This window comes from Methylibium rhizosphaerae (genome assembly GCF_006386545.1).
In the GTDB taxonomy this organism is placed as follows: domain Bacteria; phylum Pseudomonadota; class Gammaproteobacteria; order Burkholderiales; family Burkholderiaceae_C; genus Pseudorivibacter; species Pseudorivibacter rhizosphaerae.
Genome location: NZ_SWAR01000013.1, coordinates 37474 through 61828, shown reverse-complemented (window position 1 = coordinate 61828; position 24355 = coordinate 37474). Strand labels below are relative to the sequence as shown.

Genomic DNA, 24355 nt, shown 5'->3' with positions numbered 1-24355 from the left:
AGCGAGCCGCTCAAAGAAGTCTCCTATCTAGACCAGCCAAATGGTTGTCGAGCGCCCAAACGAGTACCCGGCTCATGGGGTAACGCGCGCAGTGGGCTTCCCATTCCTTCTTGATAGAAAGATCACCCATCCCAAGGCCGGCCATGGCCGCGTCAGGAAACTCGGCAAGCCACGACGACAGCATGTCGAGGTCGTGAGGACGAATGGGTTTCCAGGGGGCGGCGTCGTTGAGCGCGTCTCGAACGGCTTGAGCAAAGCGCCGGGCTGTCTGGCGGCGGAGGCCGCCGTGGGCAAATTGCGCGATGTGGTTGCCTGCCTCGAATACTGCAGCCATCGGGATAAACAGGTGAGCCCCATCGTTCACGTAGTCGTAGAACTGCGCCAATACGCCGGTCCGGTGCTGGTTGAACCCCGGGACATCCAGCACGTTCATCAAGACTGATGTATCCAGCAGGACGATGGCGGTCATTCATCGACTCCTGGCTCCGCTGCTCGCAAGGTCGCCAGCCAAGCCTTTGCCTTTCGTTCTTCTGGTCCCTTGTAAGTCTTCACAAATCGTTCCAATGCACCTGAGGTCAACAGGTGTCCCAAGCTTCCTTGCACGAAAAGCTCCGGTGCATCGGGCAAGTCGCCCAGTCGAACAAGGCGGCTGTCCCCTCCAAGCGGATCCCTGTAGCAGAACACCACATCCTTCAGCGCGGAAGGGGGCAGGGCATCCAGAAGCGCAGGGTTGTGAGTCGATAGCAACACCCTCAGGTTGCGCCGCTGGGCTATCGCGTTGATGCGGTCGAGCAGGTGCCTTGCACGGCTGGGGTGCACGCCGTTGTCGATTTCTTCGATGACGACAAGGCTCCCTTCAGTTGCAGACAGCATGGCGGCTGCGATTGCGAGCACCCGCAAGGTCCCATCTGACAGCAGCGGGGCGTCGTATGGCTTCGGTATACCGCCGAAGGTCTCGACGAGCTGCACCATAACCTCGCCGCGGGGGCCTGTGAGAAAGCCAAGGCCGCTGATGTCCTGTTCAGGCAGGCTCTGAATAAATGCCAGTATGTCCGCACGTTGCTCGGCGTACGGAGAGTGCTGCGCGTCTTCATCCTGCCCCCAAAGGTTGTAGAGCACGCTCGACAAATTCGATCCATCGCCTTGCAGGCGCTTGTCCGCGACAAAGCTGTAGTCGCGCATCCGCGCGGGTACTGGATCGAGGAACAGGATGTTCGAAAGCAACGCTTGGTACAGCCTAGTGACCTTCGGTATTTCTTCCTGCGTTTGCTTGTGGCTTGGCTGGAAGCTAGCAGGGCTGTCGAGCTGCGTGAAAACAGCCATCTGATCGCTGACCGTGATGTGTGGCTTGTTCCCTCCTCTGGCGAAATTGTTGTAGGCAACGCCCGCGTCAGTGCTCATTCCCCGCGAAGGTTGGTCGAGGTCGTAGAGCGGTACGTTCTCCGTGAGTGCCGAAATTCGCTCGCTGACGATGTGCAACTCGCCATCGCGTAGGCCGACTGAGAGTGACATTCGTGACCAATGGGTGTTTCCCACGCTGCAACCGAGTCGGAAAGGGTTGGTACTGTGACGGCAGAGGTCTTCGACCCGACCTCGCACGACCTTGTCGGCCGAATTCACCGCGTACTTGATCGCGCTGAGTTTCTGGCCTTGCGCCAGCCAGGAGAGCAGGCGCAGCGCCTCGATTGCGTTGCTCTTGCCTGCGGCGTTGGCGCCTATCAGCACGGTCAGAGCTCCGAGCGGCAGGTCCGCTTTGCCGTAGCTCTTGAAGTTTTCTAGGCTGAACGTGTTGAGCATGCGAGCTCCTGAACATGACTGACGCAAGAATGCAGGGCTGATTGTGGCTTGTGCGCCGACCGTCACCAGTCCTCCTTCACCGCGAGCACCGCATCGCGGCCTGCGGCGGCGCGGGCCGATATGGCGGCGGTCAGGGTGCCGGCCGCCAGAACTGCTGCAGCCAGCAGCGCCAGTCGCGGCCACGGCACCAGCAGCTCCATGGTCCAGTGAAAGCTCTGCGGGTTCACCACGAACACCAGCACCATGCTGACCGCCAGCCCGAGCGCAATGCCAAGCAAGGCGCCGGCGGACGTCCAGGCCAGGGCCTCGCCCGCCACCACCGCGAGGATCTGCGCCCGCGTGAGCCCCAGGTGGGTGAGCAGCCCGAACTCGCGGCGGCGTGCCAGCACCTGAGCCGAAAAGCTGGCGGCGATGCCGAACAGCCCGATGGCGATGGCCACCGCCTGCAGGTAGTAGGTGACGGCGAAGCTGCGGTCGAAGATGCGCAGCGAGCTGCTGCGGATCTCGCCCGGCAGCGCGAACTCGAGCAACGGCGCCTGCTCGCCCGCCAACTGCCGCAGCGCCGCCTGCACAGCGCCGGCATCGTGGCCGGGCTGCAGCCATACCGCGAGGTCGTTGATGCGCGTGTCGCCGGTGGCACGGCGGTAGTCGGCGCTGTCGATGGCCACGGCGCCGTGCTGGCGCGCATAGTCGCGCCACACGCCGCGCACCCGAGCCGGCACTTCACCCGCGGCGCCGAGCGGCAGCAGCAGGCGCTGGCCGATACCGGCGCCGTAGAGGTCCACCATCGCTTCGCTCACATACACCGCGATTTCGCCGGCCGGCGGCGGCGGGCCCAGGTCACCCACCAGCGGCAGTCCCAGGCGCGAGGCGTCGCTGCCTTCCACTTGCAGCGGCCGGGCGACGAGCGCGACGGCGGGGCGCTGTGCGTCGAGCTGCAGCAGGCGCAGCCGCAGGCCGGACACCCGCGCGACGCCGGGCACGCCGGCCGCACGCTGCACGAAGTCATCGGGCAGCCAGGCGGTGTCGGCGGCTGCGCCGCTGAAGGCGGTGCGCACGTACAGGTCGGCCGGCAGCACGCTGCCGAGCCAGCGTGTCACCGAGTCCCGAAAGCTCGCCACCATCACCGTCAGCGCGACGGCCAGGCTCAGGCTCACCACCACGCCGGCCACCGCCACCGTCGAGGTATGGCGCTGCTGCCGCGCACGGGCAACGGCCAGCAGCGGCAGCACGCCGGTGCGGCGCGGCAGGCGGTCGAGCAGCAGGGCCACGCCTGAAGGGATGCAGGCGATGCCGCCCAGCAGCAGCGCGGCCACCGAGGCGTAGGCGGCCAGCGGCAGCTCGCCCACCGGCGGCAGCAGCGCCAGCACGACACCGACCGCCAGCAGCAGCGGGCCCCAGGCGGCGCGCAGCGGCGGCGCCGCATCGAGCCCCAGCCCCTTGAGCGCCTGGGCCGGGGCGAGCCGCTCGGTCTGGCGCGCCGGCAGCCAGCCGCCGGCCAGCGCCGCCGCGATGCCGAGCGCTGCGAACACGCCGGCGGCCGGCCAAGAGAAGCGCAGGCTGGGCGCCACCCCCGGGAAGTAGCCGCCGCCCAGGTCGCCGGCCAGCCAGCGCAGCGCCAGCTGGGCGAGGCCGGTGCCGGCGGCCAGCCCGATGAGGCTGCCCAGCGCACCCAGCCCCGCGCATTCGGCCAGCACCAGCCGGCGCCGCTCGCCGGCCGACAAGCCCAGCACGCCGAGCAGCGCGAACTGCGGCGTGCGCCTGGCCACCGCCAGCGACAGCACCGAAAAAACCAGGAAGCTGCCGGTGAAGAGGGCGACCAGCGCGAGCACGGTGAGGTTGACGCGGTAGGCGCGCGAGAGGTTCGAGATGCGCTGGCGGCTGTCGTCGGGCGCGGCCGCCGTCACGCCCGGCGGCAGCGCCAGGCTGGCCAGCAGGGTCTCGCGGCTGGCGCCCGGGGCCAGGCGCAGGTCGATGCGGGAGAGCCGGCCGAGGCGGCCGAAGCGGGCCTGCGCGCCGGCGATGTCCATCACCGCCAGCGGGCCGCCTGCGGCCGTCACCCGGCCGGCCACCTGCAGCGAAACCAGCCCGAGCCCGTGCTGCAGCTGCAGCGTGCGGCCCGCATCGACGCCGAGCTGCTGCAGCGCGGCGGCGTTGAGGAACACCCGGTCGGGGTCGAGGAGGGCCAGGCGCAGGTCGCCTTCACCATCGGCACGCGGCATCAGGTCGGGCGCCAGCGGGCCGGCGCGCAGCGCGTCGATGCCGAGCAGGCGCAGCGGCACGCGCGGGCCCTGGCCGTGCTGCGCATAGGTGTCGACCTCGACCACGGGGCTCGCTTGCGCCACCTGCGGGTGCGAGGCCACCAGCTCGAACAGCCGGTCGTCGAAGCCGTCGCGCTGCGCGCGCAGCACGAGGTCGGGTTCGCCGTTGACGCTGCGCACCGCCGCGCTGAACTCCGCCAGCGCCGAGGCGTTGATGAGGTGCACCGAAAAGGCCAGCGCCACGCCCAGCACGATGGCCAGCACCGCGCTCAGGTGGCGTGCCGGGTGATGCTTGAGTTCGGGCCAGGAAAGCAGGCGCAGCAGCTGCAGGGCGGGCATGGGCCCGCAGTGTGCGTCAGAAGATCAGTCGGGCACCCGGTAGTGGACATCGGTCATGAGGTCGATGCCGCAGGACAGCTCCTGCACCCACTCGATGAACTCGCCCACGGCGGCACCGGCCAGCGGTGCGCCGTGCTGCGGCACGATCATCTGGATGTCGAGCGTCTTCACCATGCGCGCCCACAGCCGCAGCACCTTGTTCGACACCATGTAGCGCCGGTGGAAGGCCTCCATGCGCGGGATGTGCCCGGCCAGCGACGTGACCGGCTGGTCCGGCTTGAGCTTCGCGCCGATCGAAGCGGCCAGGTCCCCGGAGAACAGGATGCGGCTCACCGGGTCGTAGAACTGGAAGTTGCCTTCCGAATGCAGAAAGTGCGCGGGCAGCGCGATCAGTTCGCTGTCGCCCAGCGGGATGCGCATGCCGGGATCGGGAATGCCGATGATGCGGCCCTCGGTCTTGCCGGGCTTGCAGAAGTGCGGCGCGAAGCGCGCCCAGATGCTGGAGATGTACAGCGGCGCGCTGGTGGCGGTGAGCCAGCGGTCGAGCGACGCGATGATGTCCGGGTCGGCATGCGACGCGAGGATGCCCGACAGCCGGTTCGGCGCGAACCAGCGCGTCATGGTGAGGTGCAGCTCGTTGTAGGCGATGTTGCCGCCCGGGTCCAGGATGGCGCCGGTGTCGCCGTGCACGAACAGGAACTGGTTGGACTGAACCGCCTCGCCCTCGTCCGAGCTCAGGTCCGAGAACATCAGGCACACATGGTTCCGGTTGCGGAACAGTTCGAAGGGCATGGCGGTTCCCTGGTCTTTGGTGGGTCGAGGCGCGATTCTTCGCGAGCCGGGGAGAGCCGGGCTTGAGCTGCGTCAAGCTGTGGGTTGTTCCACCTCGGCTCGGATGCTGGCCCTCATCGTTTTCCTCGTTGCAGCCCAACGGCTCAGCGGTGCGACGCGTTGCCGACACTACCGCCGGTCCTGCTGTTGAAGCACACTCGGACTCACCATCCCGTCCGCCGGAGTCATCATGGAATACCTCGGAGGTTGCTTCTGTGGAGCCGTGCGGTACAAGGCTCGGCAAATCTTCGATGCAGGCTACTGTCACTGCAGCATCTGCAGGCGCATCTCTGGAGCTGCCGCCGTCTGCTGGTTCAGTGTCCGTGAAGAGGATTTCGAGCTCACCCTCGGGGATCCGTCTGCACTTCGGTCGTCAGAGCACTTCACCAGGTACTTCTGCCGAGCCTGCGGCACGCACGTGCATGGCATGGACGATCTGCCCGTGCCTCCTTCAGTAGGAAGCAGGCTGGTCTCTGCGATGCTCGGCACACTTGACGACCCGTCGGCTGTCATGCCGGCACTGCATCAGTGGTGGTCGAGCCGTGTACCTTGGTACGAGGAGGCCCTTGCCCTCCCGAGGTTCGACACCGGCCTCATTCCCCACCCGGCCAAACGTCCTCGCCGCACGGACCGGTGGTAGTCGCACCCTCCGAGGTCATGCAGAGCTTCCCTGGCCGACGACACCACCGCTGGTGAGCCGCAGCACGCGGTCGGCCATGGCCGCGGCGGCTTGCGAATGGGTGGCCAGCAGGCATGCCGCGCCTTCCTGGCGCACCTGGGCCGCCAGCACCGCCATCACCCGCTCGGCGGTTGCCGGGTCGAGGTTGCCGGTCGGCTCGTCGGCCAGGATGAGCCGAGGCCGGTGCACCAGCGCGCGGGCGATGGCCACGCGTTGGAGCTGGCCGCCGGAAAGCTGCTGCGGCAGCCGCGCGCCGAGGCCGGCCAGGCCCACCGCCTCGAGCATGTGATGCACGCGTTGTTCGTCGGGACGGCCCTGCAGCAGCAGCGGCAGCGCCACGTTGTGCGTCACGTCCAGGTGCGGCAGTACGTGGAAGGCCTGGAACACGAAGCCCAGGTGCCTGCGTCGAAAGTGCGCGCGTGCCGTTTCGTCGAGTGCATGCACGTCGGTGCCGTCGATCGACACACGGCCGCCGTCGATGCTGTCGAGTGCCGCGATGGTGTTGAGCAGCGTGGACTTGCCCACGCCCGACTCGCCCAGCAGCGCGACGAACTCGCCGGGGGCGAGCTGCAGCGACACGTTCTCGAACACGGTGGCGTCGGCATAGCGCTTGGCGAGCTGGGTGACGTCGAGCAAGGGCATGGGCATCAGCAGGCCTGCGGTCGCTGGGCCAGCGCCCACTCGATGTGCTCGCGCACCAGCGCCGTGGCGCTGTCGCGCCGGCCCTGCAGGGCCTGGGCGATGTCGGCGTCGCCGGTGGCCCGCAGGGCATTGCCCAGCGCCACGGCCAGGTTGCGCTGCCAGCGTTCGAAGCCGATGCGCCGGATCGCGCTGCCTTCGGTGTGGCGCAGGAAGTCGGCCTCGCTCCAGCCCCACAGCGCCAGCAGCGTCGGGGCATCGAATACCGAACGCACGTCGAAGTCCGGCAGCACCGCGCGCTTGGCGTACTTGTTCCAGGGGCAGGTGAGCTGGCAGTCGTCGCAACCGTAGATGCGGTTGCCCATCGATGCCCGCAGCGCCAGCGGGATGGGGCCGTCGTGCTCGATCGTCAGGTAAGAAATGCAACGCCGCGCGTCGAGCCTGTACTCGCCGACGATGGCCTGCGTTGGACAGACATCGATGCAGGCACGACAGGAGCCGCAATGCGCAGGTGTGCTTTCGGTCAGCGGCAGAGGCACGTCGACATAGATCTCGCCGAGAAAGAAGCTCGACCCGGCTTCGCGCGACAGCAGCAGGGTGTGCTTGCCGCGCCAGCCCAGGCCGCTGCGGCTGGCGAGCTCGACCTCGAGCACCGGCGCCGAGTCGGTGAAGGCGCGGTGGCCGAAGGGGCCGATCTCCTCGGCCAGCCGGTCGGCCAGCTTCTGCAGGCGCGCACGCAGCACCTTGTGGTAGTCGCGGCCGCGGGCATAGAGCGACACGGTGGCATCGAGCGGGCGCGCCAGCCGGTCGAATTCGATCTGCTGCCAGCCGGCCGGGGCGGTGTGCGGCAGGTAGTCCATGCGCGCGGTGATCACGCGCACCGTGCCCGGCACCAGCTCCGCCGGCCGCGCGCGCTTGAGGCCATGGGCGGCCATGTAGTGCATTTGCCCATGGAAGCCGCGCTCCAGCCAGGCCATGAGCCCCGGCTCCGCGCTGGCAAGGTCCACATCGGCCACACCGATCTGGGAAAATCCCAGCGAACGCGCCCACCCGTTCAGCTTCGCGAGCAGGGCGGCGCCGTCGATGTCTGTCTCGCGAGCTTGATGCATCCAGCCATTCTAGAAACGCACGCCTTGCTGTGGCCCGACGAGGCCGCCTGTGCCGCCGCCGCCGCGCGGCTGGCCGCCCACCCGCAGATCGGCCAGGCCTTCATCGAACTGCACGGCACGCTGGGCGCCGGCAAGACCACCTTCGTGCGCCACCTGCTGCGGGCCCTGGGCGTGCAGGGCCGCATCAAGAGCCCGAGCTATGCGGTGGTCGAGCCCTACCAGCTGCCCGGGCTCGACGCCTGGCACTTCGACTTCTACCGGTTCGGCGACCCGCGCGAGTGGGAAGACGCGGGCTTTCGAGATGTCTTCGCAGGGCCCGGCCTCAAGCTGGTGGAGTGGCCTGAACACGCGGGCGATCTGCTGCCCGTGCCCGACCTGCGCGTGGCCATCGTGCCGCGCGATGACGACGTGAGGGAGGTGCGCGTGGATGCCTGCACGCCGCGCGGTGTGGAGCTGATGCAATGAAGCGGCGCCAGTTGCTGATGAAAGGCGGCGGCCTGGTGCTGCTGCTCACCGCCCGGGACATCGCCTTCGGCGCCACCATCGTGGCGGTGCGGGTGTGGCCGGCCGAGGACTACACCCGCGTCACCATCGAGTCCGATGCGCTGCTGGCGGCCCGGCATTTCGTCACCGGCAGCCCGCAGCGGCTGGTGATCGACGTCGAAGGCCTCGAGCTGAGCCCGGAGCTGCGCGAGCTGGTCGGCAAGGTGAAGTCCGACGACCCCTACATCCAGGGAGTGCGCGTGGGCCAGAACCTGCCGCGGGTGGTGCGTCTGGTGTTCGACCTCAAGCAGGCGATCGCGCCGCAGGTGTTCACGCTGGAGCCGGTGGCGGCCTACCAGCACCGGCTGGTGTTCGACCTGCACCCGGTGCGAGAGCGTGATCCGCTGCTGGCGCTGATCCAGGAGAAGGCGGCTGCCGACCGGGCGGCCGAAGCGGCCACGCCTTCGGACCGCGCGGCGTCCGACGTGAACGATGCCCTGGGTGAATTCATCGGCAGGATGGGCCAGCCCAGGCCGCCGGCGCCTGCGGCACCGCCCGCCGGGCCGGCCGCGCCGCCGCCCATGGCCTCGGCCTCGGTGCCCGAACGCGGCATCCGGGCGACCGAGCGCCTCATCGTCGTCGCGCTCGACCCCGGGCACGGCGGCGAAGACCCAGGCGCCGTCGGCCCCACCGGGCTGAAGGAAAAGGACGTGGTGCTGCAGGTGGCGCAACGCCTGCGCGAACGCATCAACGCGCTGCCGCGCATGCGGGCCATGATGACGCGCGACGCCGACTTCTTCGTGCCGCTGCACGAGCGGGTGCGCAAGGCGCGGCGGGTGCAGGCCGACCTGTTCATCAGCATCCATGCCGATGCCTTCCTGAACCCGAATGCCCGCGGCGCCTCGGTGTTCGCGCTGTCGCAGTCGGGCGCCAGCAGCGCGGCCGCCCGCTGGATGGCGCAGAAGGAAAATGCCGCCGACCTGGTGGGCGGCGTGAACGTGAAGGTGAAGGACGCCTCGGTCACGCGGGCGCTGCTCGACATGAGCACGACCGCGCAGATCAAGGACAGCCTGAAGCTCGGCTCCGAAGTGCTGAGCCACATCGGCAAGGTGGGGCGGCTGCACAAGGCGCAGGTCGAGCAGGCGGGATTCGCGGTGCTCAAGGCGCCCGACATTCCGTCGATCCTGGTGGAGACCGCCTTCATCTCCAACCCGGGAGAAGAGGCCAAGCTGCGCAGTGCCGAATACCAGGAGGAGCTGGTGAACGCGCTGGTCTCGGGCATCACCCGCTATTTCGCGAAGAACCCGCCGCTGGCGCGCAACCGCGCGCTGTGATCTTCGGCGTCTTGTCCGGCGGGCTGCCACTGGGCCCTGCCGGCGATCCCGATCAGCGGCAGCCTGCGTTTTGCCGTCGGTGTGGGCACGAACAAGTCCTTGCGGAGAACGTGCTGCATCTGCGCAACAGCCGCTGGTTCATGAAAGAACACGTGCTGGTACGTGAGTGAAGAGATCGATTGCGGGGCTGGACCGGCGTACCGATCCTGTCTAGGGTGATGAACCCGCCGAGATAGTGGTCTGCAAACCAGCAGATGTCCGGAGGGGCCATCCCAACGAGCGGCTGCCGCCGGTTGCTGCTCGGCTTCTTTCCCGCAGTACGTCTCCATCCATGAGAACCTCCCGCACCCAAAGCCAAACCCTCTTCCTCGTTTCTGCACTCTGCGCCGCCGTGGCCGCTTGTGGCGGCGGCGACGATGACACCCCCGTTACCACGCCTACGCCTGTGACGGCCACGTTTGCCGGCTGCTTCGAACTCACCCCGGGCGTCTCCTACACCCAGACGGACCCCGATGACAACGTTTCCGATCGAGTCTTGGTGGTCAAGGAGACTTTCGAAGGGGTCGAGCGCACCGGCGTTCTGGATTTTTCGGACCTGACCGACCACCGCCGCTCCGTGTCGTACTGGTCACAGGAATCCAACGGCATCCGGTTCTGGGGTTCTCAAGCGTTCAATCTGGATGGCAGTGTCTTCTACAAGTCTGTCTCGTCCGATGGTGCGGTGTTGCCACTGACGTTGCAGGCAGGGCAGGCCGTCACCCTCGACTACACCGATACGGTCACGTCGGGTGGACAGACCACCACGAAGGCGGAGCATGAAAAGTGGACCTTCGTAGGGTTCGAATCGTTGACGCTCGGCGGCAAAGTGTTCGCCGATGCCTGCAAGGTCACGATAGTCGACCCCACCGACCCTGAAGACAGACCGTCTACTGCCTGGTTCGCAAAGGGCTTCGGCGTCATCCGCGTCACGTACACCAACCATGCAGGCGCACCTGTGGAGGTTGTTCTGGACTCCGTTGTCAAGGCGCAGCCTTGACCATGCACTCTGCGGCATGGCGCCCTTGCCGGTGCCATGCCCATCTTCGCCCGGCCGCTTCACGCCGGCCGGCCGGCCTGGCGTCTGTGCACCTTGCGGGCCTTCAGCGGCGCGGCTGCTTCGACTTGGAGCTGCGCCGCGCCTTGGCGATGGTCTTGCGGGCCATGAGCAGCGCGGCCATGGCGGCCGATGGCTCGCTGCGGCACAGGCCCGAGTTCGCGTAGTGCAGGTTCTCGTAGATCTCGGCCGTGGCCGGGAACACCTCGAGCAGCGCCTCCAGCGCCTCGTCGGTGGGCGCGGCCTGCAGCTCCTCGGCCATGCATCGGGCTTCGAAGCGGTAGAGCTGGGCGTCGACCCGCGCGGCGTTGTTCTCGCGCTGTTCCAGGCGGCGTGCCAGCATGAAGACGGCCGCCAGGTGTTGCGGCAGCGGGATCGGCCGGGTGGCTTTGGACATGCTTTCCTCTCTGTGCGCTGCGGGGGCGCGTGGCCCCTTGTTCGCCAGGAAGTGTGGTGGCATGCCGCGACGTCAAAAGCGGGAAATGAGGCGCAAATCCCGGCTTTGTGACAAAGGTGTTGCCGCCTCCTGCCAGGCCGGCGGTGTCAGTCGCGGCGGATCCGGGCGCCGAGAGCGGCCAGCACCGGCACGACGAAGAGGCACCAGGCCATGTACGCGCCGGCCAGCCCCAGCAGCGTGTTGCACAGCCGCGGGTGGCTGCGCTCGAGGAGCAGGGCGCATGGCATTGCCAGCACCCAGACCGTGATCACCTTGATCGGGCCGAAGCGTTCGAAGGGCCGCCAGGGCAACAGGAGCCAATGCTCGGCCATGCGCAGCCTGCGCACATACGAGAGCCACAGCGGGTTCTGCGGGTCCCTGCGCAGCAGCTCGCGGGCGAGGTGAAGGGCTTCGGTGTAGTGGCGCTTCTGCTCGTGCGCCGCCATCGCCAGCGCCAGTACGCGCGGTTCGTCGGGGTACAGCTGCATGAGGCGCTGCAGCGCCTGGTCGTCGACCGGAAGGTCCTCGACGATGTCGCACAGCACCTTCGTGCCCAGCACATCGTCGTCGTCGGGCGCGAGGCGCAGGGCCTGGTCGACGAGCGAGCGGGCCTTGGCGACGTCATGCTGGACCACCGCCCGCGCATAGGTGGTCAGCAAGCCGGGCCACTGCGGAAACTGTTCGAGCATGGCCCGCGCCAGCAGCTCGGCCTGCTCGACCTCGCCCGCGCTGCCCAGCAGGTTCACCATCATGAGCAGCCCGTCGACGTGCGTGGGCTGGCGCCGCAGCAGATGCTCCAGCGTCTCACGCGCGGCGCCATGGTCGCCGGCATGCCAATGTGCGCGTGCCGACTCGAACAGCAGGCCGGGGTGCTCCGGATCGCGGGCCAGCGCCTCGCCGAGCAGGCGGCGCGCCTGCGGGATGCGGTGCCGGTCGACAAGTTCGCCGGCGAGGCGGGCTGCCTCGCCGGCGTCGGGCACGGGTGGCGTCATGCGGCGGCTGCCTTGCGGCGCGCCTTCCACGCGCCGAAGATCGCAATGAGGCCCGGGATGATGATCAGCGCCCAGATGATCTTCTCGAGGTGTTCCTTCACGAAGGGAATGTTGCCGAACAGGTAGCCGGCCAGCGTGAGGCCCACCACCCACAAAGCGCCGCCGGCCACGTTGTAGGCGGTGAACTTGCCCCGGCTCATCTCGGCCACTCCTGCCACGAACGGCGCGAAGGTGCGGATGAAGGGCATGAAGCGGGCGATGATGATCGTGATGCCGCCGTAGCGCTCGTAGAACTCGTGGGCCTGCATGAAGGCGCGCTTGTTGAAGAAGCGCGACTGCTCCCACTGGAACACCCTGGGCCCGAAGTAGCGGCCGATGGTGTAGTTCATCTGGTCGCCGAGCACCGCGGCCAGCAGCAGCAGCGCCATCGCCAGCGGCAGGTTCATGAGTCCCACGCCGCACATCGCGCCCACCACGAACAGCAGCGAGTCGCCCGGCAGGAAGGGCATCACGACCACCCCGGTCTCGATGAAGACGATCGCGAACAGCAGCGCATAGACCCAGGTGCCGTAGTTCGCCACGAAGCCGGCCAGGTGCTGGTCGACGTGGAGGATGAAGTCGATCAGGAAGGTGACGATTTCCATGGCGGCGGATTATCGGCCGGCCGCCTTGCGGGAGCCGTCACGCAACGTGACGGGCGCATGCTGCGCCATCAGCTCGCCCACCCAGTCGATGAACACGCGCAGCTTCGCGCTGACGTGCCGGTTCGGCGGGAAGGCCACGTACAGCGGCATGGGGTCGTGGCGCCAGGCGTCGAACAGCGGCATCAGCTCGCCGTGCGCGACATGCGCCTCGGCCATGTAGTGGGGCAGCCAGAGGACACCCAGTCCCGCCAGCCCGGCCGCGAGGTAGGCGTTGCCGTCGTCGAGCGCGACCACGTAGCGGCCTTGCACCTGCAAGTGCTCGCCATCGCGCCGCATGGCGATCGGCGCCACCTTGCCGGTGCGCACGCTGAGGAAGCCGACGATGCGGTGGTGGGTGTCTTCCAGCTCCTTCGGATGCGACGGCGTGCCCGCGCGCTGAAGGTAGTCGGGCGCGGCGTAGACGCCCAGCTGCAGGTCGCCCACACGGCGCGCCATCAGGGACGAGTCGGTGAGTTCGCCGCCGCGCAGCACGCAGTCCACGTGGTCGCCGATCAGGTCCACCATGCGGTCGCTCACGCCCATGTCGAGCTGGATCTCGGGGTAGCGGGCATGGAAGGCCGGCAGGGCGGGCACCAGGATCAAGCGGGCGAGCGGGCTGGGCACGTCCACCCGCAGGCGGCCTCTCGGCGCAGCGGAGGCGCCGGACAGGCTGGTGTCGGCATCCTCCAGGTCGGCGAGCAGGCGCACGACGCGCTCGTAGTAGGCGGCGCCGTCGGCGGTGACGCTCACCTGCCGCGTGGTGCGGTTCAGCAGCTTCACCCGCAGCCTCGACTCGAGCTGCTGCACCAGCTGCGTCACGGTGGTCCTGCTCAGGTGGAGCGTCTGCGCCGCCTTCGTGAAGCTTCTCGCCTCCACCACGCGGGCAAAGGCCTGCAGCGCATCGAATCGGTCCATCTCGGTCGGCTCCTCGCTTCGGCGATCGATTGTTTGGTCACGGCAAAAAGTCATTGTGGGTCTTGCCTGTTTATCCGGGCGGGGCGCACTCCTAGAGTCCCGGCGTCTCCCACTCCTTCAGCAGGTGAATCCATGTCCGCACGTGACGTTGTCTTTCCCGCCGGCCGCCACGCGCTCTACGAGCGCAACCGCTATTCGCCGGCCATCCGTTCCAATGGCTTCCTGTTCGTCTCGGGGCAGGTCGGCAGCCGGCCGGACGGATCGCCAGAGCCGGACCTGCAGTCCCAGGTCCGGCGCGCCTTCGACAACCTGAACGCGATCCTGTCGGCGGCCGGCTGCAGCTTCGAGGACGTGATCGACACGACCGTCTTCATCGTCGATCCGCAGCAGAACTTCGAGCCGGCCTGGCAGGTCGCGGCCGAGTACTGGGGCGATGCGCCATACCCGACGGTCACCGGCATCGGCGTGACCTGGCTGTACGGCTTCCTGTTCGAGATCAAGGTGGTCGCCAAACTGCCCGGGTAGGCCGGGCGCGGCGGGGCCGGCTCCTACAATCCGGCCGATGAATGCAGTGTCCGCCGACGCCGCCGTGCGCCGTCCCATCCGGGAGCTTCCCGACGAACTGATCAGCCAGATCGCCGCGGGCGAGGTGGTCGAGCGTCCGGCCTCGGTGGTGCGCGAACTGGTGGACAACGCGCTCGATGCGGGCGCCAGCGAAGTGACCGTCAAGCTGCTGGCCGGCGGCGTGCGCAGCATCGTGGTCGAGGACAACGGCGGCGGCATCCCCAGCAGCGAGCTGCCGCTGGCCATCAGGCGCCATGCCACCAGCAAGATCGCCTCGCTGCCCGAACTCGAGAGCGTGGCCACCATGGGCTTTCGCGGCGAGGCGCTGGCGGCCATCGCCTCGGTGGCCGAGCTGTCCATCGCCAGCCGCACCGCCGACGCAGCGCACGCATTCCGGCTCGACGCCCGCTCCGGCGAACTCGCTCCCGCCGCCCGTGCGGTGGGCACCAGCGTCGAGGTGCGCGAGCTCTTCTTCAGCACGCCGGCGCGGCGCAAGTTCCTGAAGACCGACGCCACCGAACTGGCCCATTGCCTCGAAGCCGTGCGTCGCCATGCGCTGGTGCGGCCCGACGTGGGCTTTGCGGTCTGGCATGAGGGCAAGCTGGTCGAGCAATGGCGGCGCGCGGCGAATGCCGAGCAGCGCCTGAAGGACGTGCTGGGAGACGACTTCGTGGCGCAGAGCCGCGCGGTGCAGGTGCAGGCAGGGCCGATGTCGGTGCTGGGCCGCGCCGGCGTGCCCGACGTGGCGCGCTCGCGGGCCGACCTGCAGTACGTGTACGTCAACGGCCGCTACGTTCGCGACAAGCTCATCGCCCACGGCGTGCGCTCGGCCTACGAGGACGTGCTGCACGGCGGCCGCCAGCCCATCTACGTGCTGTTCATCGAGATCGCGCCTGAGCGGGTGGACGTGAACGTGCACCCCACCAAGATCGAGGTGCGCTTCCGCGAGTCGCGCGAGGTGCACCAGGCGGTGCGCCATGCGGTGCAGGACGCGCTGGCCCTGGCGCGTGCCGGCGAAGGCGCGGCCGACGGTGTGGCGGCCCCGTCGCTGCTGCCCGCCGGTGCGGCGGCGGCGTCGACCGCGCTGCCAGGCCTTGCGATGCCCGCCGCGTGGGCCGGCGAGTCGCGGCCAAGCTGGCCGCCGCGGCCCCAGGTGCAGGGCTCGCTCGGCCTGCAGCAGGCGGCGGTGCTGTTCCCTCAGGAAGCACCCGCCGCCTGGCCGGCGCCCCAGCCGGCAGCGGCACCTGCCTTCGACGCCGCTGCCGGCGACTGGCCGCTCGGCCGAGCGATCGCGCAGCTGGGCGGCGTCTACATCCTGGCCGAGAACCGGCAAGGCCTGGTGATCGTCGACATGCATGCGGCCCACGAGCGCATCGTCTACGAGCGGCTCAAGGCCAGCCTCGGGGACACCCGCATCGAAGCGCAGCCGCTGCTCATTCCGGCCACGTTTGCTGCTACGCCCACCGAGGTGGCGATCGCAGACGCCCAGTACGACGCGCTGTTGACGCTGGGGCTCGACGTCTCTGCGCTGTCGCCCGGTGTGCTGGCGGTGCGCTCGCGACCGGCGGCGCTGGCGAGTGCCGACGTGGTCGAGCTCACCCGCTCGGTGCTGGCCGAGCTCGACAAGGTGGGCGCCAGCCATGCGATCGAGCGGGCGCAGCACGAGATCCTCGCCACCATGGCCTGCCACGGCGCGGTGCGGGCGAACCGCTCGCTCACGCTCGAAGAGATGAACGCGCTGCTGCGCGACATGGAACGCACCGAACGGGCCGACCAGTGCAACCACGGCCGGCCGACCTGGCGGCAGCTTTCCATCCGGGAGCTCGACTCCCTGTTCCTGCGCGGGCGCTGAAGCTCGACCCACACGATGGCGACACTCAAACTCAAGAAGCCCGCAGGCGGTGAAACGCAGGCGCCTCGCAAGACCGGCGGGCGTCCGCCGGTGCGCGGTGCCGGCAGCGGCGTGCGCAAGCGGCCCACGCTGGCCGAAGCCGAGGCCGAACGCGCGGCCCGCAAGGCAGCCTGGGAGGCCCGGCCGCCTTCCGAGCGGGCCGCGCCGCCGAAGCAGCAGCGCCGGCGCGACGAAGCCGAGGCGCCGCCCCAGCGGAAGGCGCGGCCGGCTGCCCAGCGTGCGGTGGAGCCGGCACGCCCGCGCGCCACATCGCCGCGACCGCCGGTCCCGGCAGCCGTGCCGGCGGCGCCACCGGCCGAGGGCAGCCTGCGCCTGTCCAAGCGCATGAGCGAGCTCGGCCTCGCCTCGCGCCGGGAGGCCGACGAATGGATCGAGGCCGGCTGGGTGCGGGTTGACGGCCAGGTCGTGAAGCAGCTGGGCGCGCGCGTGCTGCCGCACCAGCAGGTCAGCATCGACCCGCAGGCGCGGCAGCAGCAGGCGCAGCGGGTGACGGTGCTGCTGCACAAGCCGGTGGGCTATGTGAGCGGCCAGGCCGAGGACGGCCACGAGCCTGCGGTGGTGCTGGTCACGGCGGCCAACCGCTGGAGCGGCGACCGCGCCGAGACCCGTTTCAACCAGGCGCACCTGCGACATCTCGCGCCGGCCGGCCGGCTCGACATCGACTCCACCGGCCTGCTCGTGCTGACCCAGGACGGCCGCATCGCCAAGCAGCTGATCGGCGAGGACTCCAGCGTCGAGAAGGAATACCTGGTGCGGGTGAGCTGGCCCGAGCGGCCCGAGCTCACCGAGATCGCGCCGCACTTTCCGGCCGACCGGCTGGAGCGCCTGCGCCATGGCCTGAGCCTCGACGGCGAAAAGCTCAAGCCGGCCAAGGTGAGCTGGCAGAACGAGCAGCAGCTGCGGTTCGTGCTGCGAGAGGGCAAGAAGCGCCAGATCCGGCGCATGTGCGAGCTGGTCGGCCTGCAGGTCACCGGCCTGAAGCGGGTGCGCATGGGCCGGGTGGTGCTCGGCGACCTGCCCGCGGGCCAGTGGCGCTACCTGCGCTGGGACGAGAAGTTCTGAGGGGCGCGGCCCGCTCTGCCGGACGCTCTGCCGGACGCTCTACCGGACCTGGAACTGCGCCGTGGCCAGTGTGGCCCGGGTGATCGACAGCCACTGCGGCTCTGCAGCCTCGGCGCGTGCGACGGCCCGTTGGGCGGCTTCGACCGCCGCTGCATGCTGGCCCTGCTTCATGCGCATGTGGGCCAGGTTGTTCCAGGCGACCGCGCTGTCGTGCTGCCGCGCCGCATGTTCGAAGGCCGACGCGGCGCCGGCGAGGTCGCCCGCGGTCGCGCGGGCGTTGCCCAGGCCCATGGCCAGCGTGAGGTTGTGCGGCCAGCGCTGCAGGGCCGCGTCGTAGGCGCGGGCCGCCGTGGCGGCGGGCACGCTGCGCTCCAGCGACACCGTGGCGGCAGCCACTTCGGTCTCGGCCGCGGTGGCCGGCAGTTCGCCGGGCTTCACCGCGACAAAAGCCCAATGGCCCGAACGAGCCCAGGTGTGCTCGAAGGTGCGCAGCGGCAGGATCTCGCGGCGCGTGGTGCCCGAGCGCAGCACCGCCACGCCCAGGTCGAGCTCGTAACCCATCAGCACCGCGTAATGCCAGGCGGGCGCGAAACCCAGCCCGAGGTTCTGCATCACGAGCACCGGGTGGCCGGCGGCCACCTCGCGCAGCACCGCCTGCAGCTCGCCCGGCACGCGCACCGCCAGGGCGCCCTGGCGCCGGGCGGCAGCGAGCATCTCGACCTGCAGGCTGCCCTGCCGCGCCGGCAGGAACACGGTTTCGGTCAGCTGGGCGGGTGTGACCTCGATGCCCTGCGCCACCAGCACCGTGGCCAGCGCCGCCGGGCCGCACTGCAGCTCGGTCTGCGGGAAGAACGGCGTGGCGCTGAGCTCGACATGCGTGGGCAGGTCGGCCGGCCGTTCGGCCAGCAGCGCCTCGGTCTGAGGCGGAATGAAGGCGGCGCAGCCGCCGACGCCGGACGCCGCGCCGAGCAGCGCCGAGGTCAGCAGCCTGCGCCTGTTCACCGGGTGCCGGATCAGCGAACCGAGCGGGTGAACGGGAAGATCTTCGTGAAGCCGAGGATGTCGGTGATCAGCAACAGCACGAAGATGAAGACGATGGTGCCGAGGATGTCGCTCGCGCCGGCCGGGGCCTCGTCGAGCGTCTTGGCCAGGTGGGCCACCTCGAAGTCGGACAGCGCCGCGACGCGGGCACGTGCCTGGTCGGCGGAGACGCCGCGTTCGGCCAGCGCCTGCGCCACGTCGGCGCGGTCGAGCAGGGCGTTCACCTGCGCACGGGCCTGGTCGGCCTGCAGGTCAGCGGAGACCATGCCCTGCGCGGCGGCGACTTCTTCGGTGCCGATGAGGGTGGCCTGGGCGCTGCTGATCGCGCCGGAATATGTGATGCACGCGGCTACGAAGCCGGTCAGCCAACGATGGGTTCGTTTCATGTTGTCGTCTCCAGGAAACGCCGCGCAGGAGTGCCCGGCCGGGCGAATGTAACCGCGTGACCGCGGGGGCGGTCACCAAATGCAACGTGGCGCCGGGGTGAATGCCGGCCCCGCCGCAACAGGGCCGGCACTCCGCTCAGGGATTCGATGCGGCAGAAGCTGCCGCATCGGGCGCCGTGGCGGTGCCCGAGCCCATGCCGGTGCCGCCGGCAGGCGACGTGGTCGACGTGCCGGGGTCGGCGGATCCCGTCGGGCCGCCGGCGGGCGCGGTTTCGTCGCGGCGCTGGCACGCGCCCAGGGAGAGGGCGAACACGGCCACCAGGCCGGCAACGGAGAGTCGGGTGCGCAAGCTCGTCATGAGTGCTCCTTTGTTGAGTCGATGTGGATGCGTCAGGGCCGCGCTGCCGCAAGCGGAGCGCCGCTGCGCCGACCATGGGCTCCGGCATGCAGCGTGCCCGCGGTGCGCACCCGGCAATGCGATGCGCGCCACGCGCCCGTTTTGTGCGGCCAGCGCCCGGCCCATACGATGCCCCTGATACGCTCGACCGATGGCTTCCACTTCCGAAACAGCCGAAACGGCTCGTAGCAGCATGCGCACGGCTTCCCCGGCCGTCGTGGCCCTGGCACTGGCGCTCCTGCTGGGCATCCAGCCGGTCACCACCGACCTCTACCTGCCGGTGCTGCCCAGCCTCACGCGTGAACTCGGCGCTCCCATGGCGGCCGCCCAGCTCACGCTGTCGGCGCTGATCATCTGCTTCGGCTTCGGGCAGCTCGCCTGCGGCCCGCTGGCCGACCGCTACGGCCGCCGGCCGGTGCTGCTGTGGGGCCTGTCGCTCTACGTGGCCGCGAGCCTCGCGGCCGCGCTGGCCTCGAGCATCGGCTGGCTGATCCTCTGGCGGGCGGTGCAGGGCGCCGGCATGGCGGCCGCGGTGGTCTGCGCCCGCGCGATGGTGCGCGACCTGTTCGAGCCGCACGAGGGCGTGCGCGTCATGAGCAAGGGGCTGTCCGGCCTGGGCGTGCTGGCCTTGTCGAGCCCGGCCCTGGGCGGGCTGATCGGCGCGACGCTCGGCTGGCGCGCGGCCCTGCTGGCGGTCACGCTGTTCGGCGCGGCCACGCTGGCCTTCGTGATCTGGCGGGTGGGCGAAACCGCACCGCGCAAGAACCCGGCGGCCACCCATGTGGGCCCGCTGCTGGCGGCCTGGTGGCGCATCCTGCGGCACCGCACCTTCGTGGCCTATGCGGCGCTCACGGCGGCCACCTATGCCGGGCTCTTCACCTTCCTGGCCGGCTCGTCCTTCGTGTTCATCGAGGTGCTGGGCACCTCCCGGGTGGGCTATGGGCTGGTGATGGCCTCGAGTTCGGTGAGCTACCTGGCGGGCACGTTCTGGTGCCGGCGCTGGCTGGTGCGCCACGGCATCCGCGGCACGGTGGCGCGCGGCGCCTGGTGCACCCTGGCCGGCGGGCTGTCGATGGCGGTGCTGGCGCTGGCCGAGGTGCACGCGGTGTGGGCGGTGATGGTGCCGCAGTGGCTGTTCGCCTTCGGCCACGGCATCCACCAGCCCTGCGGCCAGACCGGCGCGGTCGGGCCGTTCCCGCACAACGCCGGCGCGGCATCGGCACTGGCCGGGTTCCTGCTCGCCGCCGCGGCCTTTGCGGTGGGCGCCTGGCTGGGCGTCACGATGAACGGCACCGTCTACCCGCTGGCGCTCACCATCGGCGTCTGGTCGGTGGTGACGGCCGGTGTCGCCTGGACGCTGGTGCAGCGCCACGGCGAGCCGGGAGCGGCGGCATGAAATGGCTGGGACTGGCCGGCCCGACCGCGTCCGGCAAGACCGCGGCGGCGCTCGCGGTCGCGCAGGCGCTGCCGGTGGAAATCGTGAGCGTCGATTCGGCGCTGGTGTACCGCGGCATGGACATCGGCACGGCCAAGCCCACGCACGAAGAGCGCAGCCTGGTGCCGCACCACCTGATCGACCTCATCGACCCGCGCGAGGCGTATTCCGCCGCGCAATTCGTTGCCGACGCCAGGCGCCTGGTCGACGAGATCGCCGCACGCGGCCGGCTGCCGCTGCTGGTGGGCGGCACGATGCTGTACTTCAAGGCGCTGCTCGACGGGCTGGACGAGCTGCCCCCGGCCGACCCGGAGGTGCGCGCGGCGCTCGACCGCGAGGCGGCGGTGCGCGGCTGGGCGGCGCTGCATGAAGAACTCGCGAAGGTGGACCCGATCACCGCGGCGCGCCTGCCGCCCGGCGACTCGCAGCGCATCCAGCGCGCGCTGGAGGTGTGGCGCAGCACCGGGCGGCCGCTGTCGAGCTTCCACAGCGACCGCTTCGGCGGCGAGCCTCGCTCGATCGCGGGTGACACGCCGCTGATCTCGTTGGAGCCCGCGGACCGCACCTGGCTGCACGATCGCATTGCCCGGCGTTTCGATGCCATGCTGGCAGAGGGCCTGGTCGACGAGGTGCGGGCCTTGCGCACGCGCGCGGACCTGGACCTGTCGATGCCGTCGATGCGCTGCGTGGGCTACCGGCAGGTGTGGGAGGCGCTCGACGCAGGCGACCCGCCGGACTTGTCCGCGCTGCGCGAGCGGGGCATGGCTGCCACGCGCCAGCTCGCCAAGCGGCAGCTCACCTGGCTGCGCAGCATGGAGGGCCGGCACGTCGTTGCTGCCGATGCAACCGATGCCACTGAACAGGTCGTGGCGCTGGCTCTGCGATGTGCCGGGCGCTGAGCGATGCCGTCTCACCCGCGCGGGTGGTGCTGCGCATGCAGCGCCTTCAGCCGCTCGCGTGCCACGTGGGTGTAGATCTGCGTGGTCGAGATGTCCGCATGGCCCAGCAGCATCTGCACCGCTCGCAGGTCGGCGCCATGGTTGAGCAGGTGGGTGGCAAAGGCATGCCGCAGCGTGTGCGGCGACAGCGGCACGTGGATGCCGGCGGCGAGGGCGTGCTTCTTCACCAGCGTCCAGAACATCTGGCGCGTCATGCCGGCGCCGCGGGCGGTGACGAACAGCGCATCGGTCTGTTGCCCGCCAAGGATGGCGGCGCGCGCTTCGGCCAGGTAGCGCCGCAGCCACACATGCGCTTCCTCGCCGAAAGGCACGAGGCGCTCCTTCGAGCCCTTGCCGGTGATGCGCAGCGCGCCTTCGTTGAGCCCGACGTGCACCGTCTTCAGCGTGACCAGCTCGCTCACCCGCAGCCCGCTCGCGTACATGAGCTCCAGCATGGCACGGTCGCGCAGGCCGAGCGGGGTGTCGAGGTCGGGCGCAGCAAGCAGTGCCTCGACCTGCGCCTCGGTCAGCGTCTTGGGCACCCGCAGCAGGCGCTTGGCCGGGTCCAGCTTCAGCGTCGGGTCGGCTTCCAGCAGGCGCTCCCGCAAGGCCCAGCGGAAATAGCGCTTGAAGACGGTGAGCTGGCGGTTGGCGGTGGTGGCCTTGGTACGGCTGCCGTGGCGGAACACCGCATAGCCGCGCAGGTGCTCCTCGGCGGTGGCATCGAGCGGCAGCGCGTGTTCGCGCGCGAGCCAGTCGGCGTAGAGGGAGAGGTCGCGCCGGTAGGCGGCCAGCGTGTTGGCGGCAAGGCCGTCCTCGAGCCACAGCGCGTCGAGGAAGCGGTCGATCGAGGACTGGCTGGCGTCGCGGGGTGTCATCGCGTGGGGCAAAAGGCAAGGCCGCTCCAGGAGCGGCCTTGCGATGCGGAGCGGGTGGCGGTCAGTCTAGCTTCAGCTTCTGCTGCTCGACCACCTTCTTGTAGACCTCGAATTCGGCCTTGGTCTGGGCGGCGAACTGCTCGGGCGTGTTGGCCACGATCAGCGAGCCGGTGTCCTCGATGCGCTTGCGCACCGCCGGGTCTTCCAGCGTCTTCTTCACCGCGGCCGCCACCTTGTCGACCACCTCCTTCGGCAGACCCTTGGGCCCGTGGATGCCGTAATAGGCCATGCGGTTCACAGGCTCCAGGCCGACTTCCTTGAAGGTCGGCACGTTGGGCAGGGCCGCCAGGCGCTGCGGCGCGGCCACCACGATCGGGATCAGCCGGCCGTCCTTGATGAAGGGCAGGGCCGAAGGCAGGTTGTCGAAGATGATCGGCACCTGGCCGGCCACCGTGTCGTTGAGTGCCGGGCCCGCGCCGCGATACGGGATGTGCGTGACGAACACGTTGGCCAGCGACTTGTACAGCTCCATCTGCAGGTGGCCGATGCCGCCGGTGCCGGAGCTGGAGAAGCTGTACTTGCCCGGGCTCTTCTTGAGTTCGGCCAGGAAGCCCTTGTAGTCCTTGGCCGGAAAGCTCGGGTGCACCGCGATCACGTTCGGCGTGGCCGCGATGTTGATGATCGACGTGAAGTCGGTCAGCGGGTTGTAGGGCGTCTTGGGGTTGATGGCCGGGTTCGACGCGGTGGTCGAGACGGTGGCCACGCCGAGCGTGTAGCCGTCGGGCGCGGCCTTGCTGATCTCGTTGGCGCCGACGATGCCGCCGCCGCCCGCCTTGTTCTCCACGATCATGGTCTGGCCCAGCGGCGCATTGATCTTCTCCGAGATGACCCGCGCCACGATGTCGGTGGTGCCGCCCGGCGCGAACGGCACGATCAGCTTCACCGGCTTGCTGGGGTAGGCCTGCCCGAAAGCCAGCGGAGCGACGGCTGCCATGGCCGCCGCGACAACGGTGACGGTGAGGGTTCTGCGTTGCATAGGGTCTCCTGTGGTGTGATGAATCTGCGTGCGGCTGCCTGCTGTGGCCTCGTGGGCCCGGTCAGCCGGGTGACTGCAGTGGTGCATTCGTGCGAATGACGGTGGCCGCCGGTTTTGAACGCGGATGCTGCTGCAAGCGCCGACACGTCGCGATTGTGGGTACTACTCACCGCGGCGGGCGCTACCCTTTGCGCCATGCACAACGCGTTCCTGCTGCTGCCCGACTTCCTGCTCATCGTCTGCGGTTTCCTGATCTGCCGCTACACCGCGCTCGACCGCCCCATCTGGGAATCGGTCGAGAAGCTCGTGTACTACCTGCTGTTCCCGGTGCTGCTGTTCAACTCGATCGTGCGCAGCCCGCTGCAGCCGGCGGCGACTCTGAGTCTCGCCTTCTGCGGCGTGGCCACGGTGTGTGTGGGCATTGCACTGGCCTACGCGCTGCGCTGGGCGCCCGGCGTGGACGCCCGGCTGCATGCGTCGGGCGCGCAGACGGCCTTCCGCTTCAACTCGTACGTGGCGCTCGCACTGGCCGAGCGGCTGGCCGGGGCGCAGGGCGTGGCCTGGGTGGCGCTGCTGGTGGCCTTGTGCGTGCCGGTCTGCAACGTCGGCGCGGTGTGGCCGCTGGCGCGGCACGGCGGCCACCGCTACCTGAGCGAGATCGCACGCAACCCGCTCATCGTCAGCACCGTGGCCGGCCTGCTGGCCAACCTCGCGGGGCTGCAGCTGCCCGAGGCGGCGGCCACCACGCTGTCGCGCATCGGCCAGGCAGCGCTGCCGCTCGGCCTGATGGCGGTGGGCGCCGGCTTGAAGCTGGGCGGGCTGAAGGAGGCGCCGGGGCTGGCCTCGGCCTTCCTGGGCATTCGCCACCTGGTGCTGCCGGCGCTCGCGCTGGCGCTCGGGCTGCTGTTCGCGCTGCCGGACGGGCAGCTCGCCATCCTGGTGGCCTTCGCGGCGCTGCCGACCGCGTCGAGCGCCTATGTGCTGGCCGTGCGCATGGGCGGGCATGGCGCCTACGTGGCCGGGCTGGTCACCGTGTCCACGCTGCTCGGCATGGTGTCGGTGCCGGCCTGGATGGCCGTGCTCGACAGCGTCGCCAGCTGACGCGGCGGGGCGGT

Annotated in this window: 25 protein-coding genes; 10 read left to right on the top strand and 15 right to left on the bottom strand. The window is 69.7% G+C overall.

From position 1 onward, the window contains the following. Nucleotides 1-10 precede the first annotated feature (10 nt). From E8D38_RS11820 to E8D38_RS11805, 4 genes are all read right to left on the bottom strand, one after another. Nucleotides 11-469 (bottom strand): hypothetical protein, encoded by a 459-nt coding sequence (locus tag E8D38_RS11820; protein WP_140629967.1) that lies wholly within the window; start codon nt 467-469, stop codon nt 11-13. Then, on the bottom strand, nt 466-1797 hold the full coding sequence (locus E8D38_RS11815; RefSeq protein ID WP_140629965.1) for an AAA family ATPase: 1332 nt from the start codon (nt 1795-1797) through the stop codon (nt 466-468). The genes E8D38_RS11820 and E8D38_RS11815 overlap by 4 nt, the downstream gene beginning before the upstream one ends. Before the next feature lie 62 nt (nt 1798-1859). After that, complete coding sequence (locus tag E8D38_RS11810) at nt 1860-4397, bottom strand: ABC transporter permease (protein ID WP_140629963.1); 2538 nt, start codon at nt 4395-4397, stop codon at nt 1860-1862. 24 nt (nt 4398-4421) lie between these two features. Then, complete coding sequence (locus E8D38_RS11805) at nt 4422-5189, bottom strand: oxygen-binding di-iron domain-containing protein (protein WP_140629958.1); 768 nt, start codon at nt 5187-5189, stop codon at nt 4422-4424. 229 nt (nt 5190-5418) lie between these two features. On the opposite strand from E8D38_RS11805, the gene E8D38_RS29490 reads away from it, so the two are divergent. Continuing rightward, nucleotides 5419-5868, top strand: coding sequence for a GFA family protein (locus tag E8D38_RS29490; protein WP_140629954.1), 450 nt, complete (start codon nt 5419-5421; stop codon nt 5866-5868). A gap of 15 nt (nt 5869-5883) precedes the next feature. On the opposite strand, the gene E8D38_RS11795 is transcribed toward E8D38_RS29490, so the two are convergent. Beyond that, on the bottom strand, nt 5884-6549 hold the full coding sequence (locus E8D38_RS11795) for an ABC transporter ATP-binding protein (protein ID WP_140630156.1): 666 nt from the start codon (nt 6547-6549) through the stop codon (nt 5884-5886). A gap of 5 nt (nt 6550-6554) precedes the next feature. Continuing rightward, on the bottom strand, nt 6555-7655 hold the full coding sequence (queG, locus tag E8D38_RS11790; RefSeq protein WP_140629951.1) for a tRNA epoxyqueuosine(34) reductase QueG: 1101 nt from the start codon (nt 7653-7655) through the stop codon (nt 6555-6557). Between queG and tsaE the strand changes: the two genes are divergently transcribed. The 3 genes from tsaE (at nt 7650) to E8D38_RS11775 (ending at nt 10508) form a co-directional block, all read left to right on the top strand. Then, the gene (tsaE, locus tag E8D38_RS11785) at nt 7650-8120 is read left to right on the top strand and encodes a tRNA (adenosine(37)-N6)-threonylcarbamoyltransferase complex ATPase subunit type 1 TsaE (protein WP_140629947.1); all 471 of its coding nucleotides are present in this window, start codon (nt 7650-7652) and stop codon (nt 8118-8120) included. The genes queG and tsaE overlap by 6 nt on opposite strands. Then, entirely contained in the window at nt 8117-9472 is a 1356-nt protein-coding gene (locus E8D38_RS11780) for an N-acetylmuramoyl-L-alanine amidase (RefSeq protein WP_140629944.1), read from the top strand. Before tsaE ends, E8D38_RS11780 begins: the two co-directional genes overlap by 4 nt. 331 nt (nt 9473-9803) lie before the next feature. Then, complete coding sequence (locus E8D38_RS11775) at nt 9804-10508, top strand: hypothetical protein (protein WP_140629942.1); 705 nt, start codon at nt 9804-9806, stop codon at nt 10506-10508. A 103-nt stretch (nt 10509-10611) separates the two neighbouring features. Here the strand turns inward: E8D38_RS11775 and E8D38_RS11770 are convergent, their stop codons facing one another. The 4 genes from E8D38_RS11770 to E8D38_RS11755 form a co-directional block, all read right to left on the bottom strand. After that, entirely contained in the window at nt 10612-10962 is a 351-nt protein-coding gene (locus tag E8D38_RS11770; RefSeq protein WP_140629940.1) for a hypothetical protein, read from the bottom strand. 146 nt (nt 10963-11108) lie between these two features. Beyond that, the gene (locus E8D38_RS11765; RefSeq protein WP_140629938.1) at nt 11109-11993 is read right to left on the bottom strand and encodes a tetratricopeptide repeat protein; all 885 of its coding nucleotides are present in this window, start codon (nt 11991-11993) and stop codon (nt 11109-11111) included. Continuing rightward, nucleotides 11990-12637 carry a DedA family protein gene (locus E8D38_RS11760; RefSeq protein WP_140629935.1) on the bottom strand — a complete coding sequence of 216 codons (648 nt, stop codon included), beginning with the start codon at nt 12635-12637 and terminating at the stop codon, nt 11990-11992. The genes E8D38_RS11765 and E8D38_RS11760 overlap by 4 nt, the downstream gene beginning before the upstream one ends. A 9-nt stretch (nt 12638-12646) precedes the next feature. Further along, a complete protein-coding gene (locus tag E8D38_RS11755) occupies nt 12647-13591 on the bottom strand; it encodes a LysR family transcriptional regulator (protein WP_140629933.1) in 945 nt (314 codons plus the stop codon). A gap of 132 nt (nt 13592-13723) precedes the next feature. Here E8D38_RS11755 and E8D38_RS11750 point away from each other — a divergent pair, with 132 nt between their 5' ends. Genes E8D38_RS11750 through E8D38_RS11740 form a run of 3 tightly spaced genes read left to right on the top strand, consistent with a single transcriptional unit; the run spans nt 13724 to nt 17129 of the window. Then, nucleotides 13724-14116: a RidA family protein gene (locus E8D38_RS11750; RefSeq protein ID WP_140629931.1), complete on the top strand. Its 393-nt coding sequence runs from the start codon at nt 13724-13726 to the stop codon at nt 14114-14116. Between the two features lie 37 nt (nt 14117-14153). Beyond that, nucleotides 14154-16007: a DNA mismatch repair endonuclease MutL gene (gene mutL / locus E8D38_RS11745; protein ID WP_140629928.1), complete on the top strand. Its 1854-nt coding sequence runs from the start codon at nt 14154-14156 to the stop codon at nt 16005-16007. 15 nt (nt 16008-16022) lie between these two features. Beyond that, entirely contained in the window at nt 16023-17129 is a 1107-nt protein-coding gene (locus E8D38_RS11740) for a pseudouridine synthase (protein WP_140629926.1), read from the top strand. 39 nt (nt 17130-17168) lie between these two features. Here the strand turns inward: E8D38_RS11740 and E8D38_RS11735 are convergent, their stop codons facing one another. The 3 genes from E8D38_RS11735 to E8D38_RS11725 all read right to left on the bottom strand — a co-directional run bounded on the left by E8D38_RS11735 (nt 17169) and on the right by E8D38_RS11725 (nt 18914). Beyond that, nucleotides 17169-18131 carry a PA2778 family cysteine peptidase gene (locus E8D38_RS11735; RefSeq protein WP_219851725.1) on the bottom strand — a complete coding sequence of 321 codons (963 nt, stop codon included), beginning with the start codon at nt 18129-18131 and terminating at the stop codon, nt 17169-17171. Nucleotides 18132-18142: 11 nt separating this feature from the next. After that, a complete protein-coding gene (locus tag E8D38_RS11730; RefSeq protein ID WP_140629923.1) occupies nt 18143-18556 on the bottom strand; it encodes a PA2779 family protein in 414 nt (137 codons plus the stop codon). 136 nt (nt 18557-18692) lie between these two features. Beyond that, the gene (locus E8D38_RS11725) at nt 18693-18914 is read right to left on the bottom strand and encodes a hypothetical protein (protein WP_140629921.1); all 222 of its coding nucleotides are present in this window, start codon (nt 18912-18914) and stop codon (nt 18693-18695) included. Between the two features lie 232 nt (nt 18915-19146). Between E8D38_RS11725 and E8D38_RS11720 the strand changes: the two genes are divergently transcribed. After that, entirely contained in the window at nt 19147-20349 is a 1203-nt protein-coding gene (locus tag E8D38_RS11720; protein ID WP_246099446.1) for a Bcr/CflA family efflux MFS transporter, read from the top strand. Further along, nucleotides 20346-21287 (top strand): tRNA (adenosine(37)-N6)-dimethylallyltransferase MiaA, encoded by a 942-nt coding sequence (miaA, locus tag E8D38_RS11715; protein WP_140629913.1) that lies wholly within the window; start codon nt 20346-20348, stop codon nt 21285-21287. Before E8D38_RS11720 ends, miaA begins: the two co-directional genes overlap by 4 nt. A gap of 11 nt (nt 21288-21298) precedes the next feature. On the opposite strand, the gene xerD is transcribed toward miaA, so the two are convergent. Further along, entirely contained in the window at nt 21299-22204 is a 906-nt protein-coding gene (gene xerD, locus E8D38_RS11710; RefSeq protein WP_140629910.1) for a site-specific tyrosine recombinase XerD, read from the bottom strand. Between the two features lie 61 nt (nt 22205-22265). After that, nucleotides 22266-23240, bottom strand: coding sequence for a tripartite tricarboxylate transporter substrate binding protein BugE (locus tag E8D38_RS11705; protein ID WP_140629906.1), 975 nt, complete (start codon nt 23238-23240; stop codon nt 22266-22268). A 195-nt stretch (nt 23241-23435) separates the two neighbouring features. Here E8D38_RS11705 and E8D38_RS11700 point away from each other — a divergent pair, with 195 nt between their 5' ends. Continuing rightward, the gene (locus E8D38_RS11700; protein ID WP_140629904.1) at nt 23436-24341 is read left to right on the top strand and encodes an AEC family transporter; all 906 of its coding nucleotides are present in this window, start codon (nt 23436-23438) and stop codon (nt 24339-24341) included. The last annotated feature ends 14 nt before the right edge of the window (nt 24342-24355 follow it).

Excerpts from the sequence above, each read along its gene's own strand:
- E8D38_RS11820 (WP_140629967.1), bottom strand. The coding sequence starts at position 469 with ATGACCGCCATCGTCCTGCTGGATACATCAGTCTTGATGAACGTGCTG.
- E8D38_RS11815 (WP_140629965.1), bottom strand. The coding sequence starts at position 1,797 with ATGCTCAACACGTTCAGCCTAGAAAACTTCAAGAGCTACGGCAAAGCG.
- E8D38_RS11810 (WP_140629963.1), bottom strand. The coding sequence starts at position 4,397 with ATGCCCGCCCTGCAGCTGCTGCGCCTGCTTTCCTGGCCCGAACTCAAG.
- E8D38_RS11805 (WP_140629958.1), bottom strand. The coding sequence starts at position 5,189 with ATGCCCTTCGAACTGTTCCGCAACCGGAACCATGTGTGCCTGATGTTC.
- E8D38_RS29490 (WP_140629954.1), top strand. The coding sequence starts at position 5,419 with ATGGAATACCTCGGAGGTTGCTTCTGTGGAGCCGTGCGGTACAAGGCT.
- E8D38_RS11795 (WP_140630156.1), bottom strand. The coding sequence starts at position 6,549 with ATGCCCTTGCTCGACGTCACCCAGCTCGCCAAGCGCTATGCCGACGCC.
- tsaE (WP_140629947.1), top strand. The coding sequence starts at position 7,650 with ATGCATCCAGCCATTCTAGAAACGCACGCCTTGCTGTGGCCCGACGAG.
- queG (WP_140629951.1), bottom strand. The coding sequence starts at position 7,655 with ATGCATCAAGCTCGCGAGACAGACATCGACGGCGCCGCCCTGCTCGCG.
- E8D38_RS11780 (WP_140629944.1), top strand. The coding sequence starts at position 8,117 with ATGAAGCGGCGCCAGTTGCTGATGAAAGGCGGCGGCCTGGTGCTGCTG.
- E8D38_RS11775 (WP_140629942.1), top strand. The coding sequence starts at position 9,804 with ATGAGAACCTCCCGCACCCAAAGCCAAACCCTCTTCCTCGTTTCTGCA.
- E8D38_RS11770 (WP_140629940.1), bottom strand. The coding sequence starts at position 10,962 with ATGTCCAAAGCCACCCGGCCGATCCCGCTGCCGCAACACCTGGCGGCC.
- E8D38_RS11765 (WP_140629938.1), bottom strand. The coding sequence starts at position 11,993 with ATGACGCCACCCGTGCCCGACGCCGGCGAGGCAGCCCGCCTCGCCGGC.
- E8D38_RS11760 (WP_140629935.1), bottom strand. The coding sequence starts at position 12,637 with ATGGAAATCGTCACCTTCCTGATCGACTTCATCCTCCACGTCGACCAG.
- E8D38_RS11755 (WP_140629933.1), bottom strand. The coding sequence starts at position 13,591 with ATGGACCGATTCGATGCGCTGCAGGCCTTTGCCCGCGTGGTGGAGGCG.
- E8D38_RS11750 (WP_140629931.1), top strand. The coding sequence starts at position 13,724 with ATGTCCGCACGTGACGTTGTCTTTCCCGCCGGCCGCCACGCGCTCTAC.
- mutL (WP_140629928.1), top strand. The coding sequence starts at position 14,154 with ATGAATGCAGTGTCCGCCGACGCCGCCGTGCGCCGTCCCATCCGGGAG.
- E8D38_RS11740 (WP_140629926.1), top strand. The coding sequence starts at position 16,023 with ATGGCGACACTCAAACTCAAGAAGCCCGCAGGCGGTGAAACGCAGGCG.
- E8D38_RS11730 (WP_140629923.1), bottom strand. The coding sequence starts at position 18,556 with ATGAAACGAACCCATCGTTGGCTGACCGGCTTCGTAGCCGCGTGCATC.
- E8D38_RS11725 (WP_140629921.1), bottom strand. The coding sequence starts at position 18,914 with ATGACGAGCTTGCGCACCCGACTCTCCGTTGCCGGCCTGGTGGCCGTG.
- E8D38_RS11720 (WP_246099446.1), top strand. The coding sequence starts at position 19,147 with ATGCGCACGGCTTCCCCGGCCGTCGTGGCCCTGGCACTGGCGCTCCTG.
- miaA (WP_140629913.1), top strand. The coding sequence starts at position 20,346 with ATGAAATGGCTGGGACTGGCCGGCCCGACCGCGTCCGGCAAGACCGCG.
- xerD (WP_140629910.1), bottom strand. The coding sequence starts at position 22,204 with ATGACACCCCGCGACGCCAGCCAGTCCTCGATCGACCGCTTCCTCGAC.
- E8D38_RS11705 (WP_140629906.1), bottom strand. The coding sequence starts at position 23,240 with ATGCAACGCAGAACCCTCACCGTCACCGTTGTCGCGGCGGCCATGGCA.
- E8D38_RS11700 (WP_140629904.1), top strand. The coding sequence starts at position 23,436 with ATGCACAACGCGTTCCTGCTGCTGCCCGACTTCCTGCTCATCGTCTGC.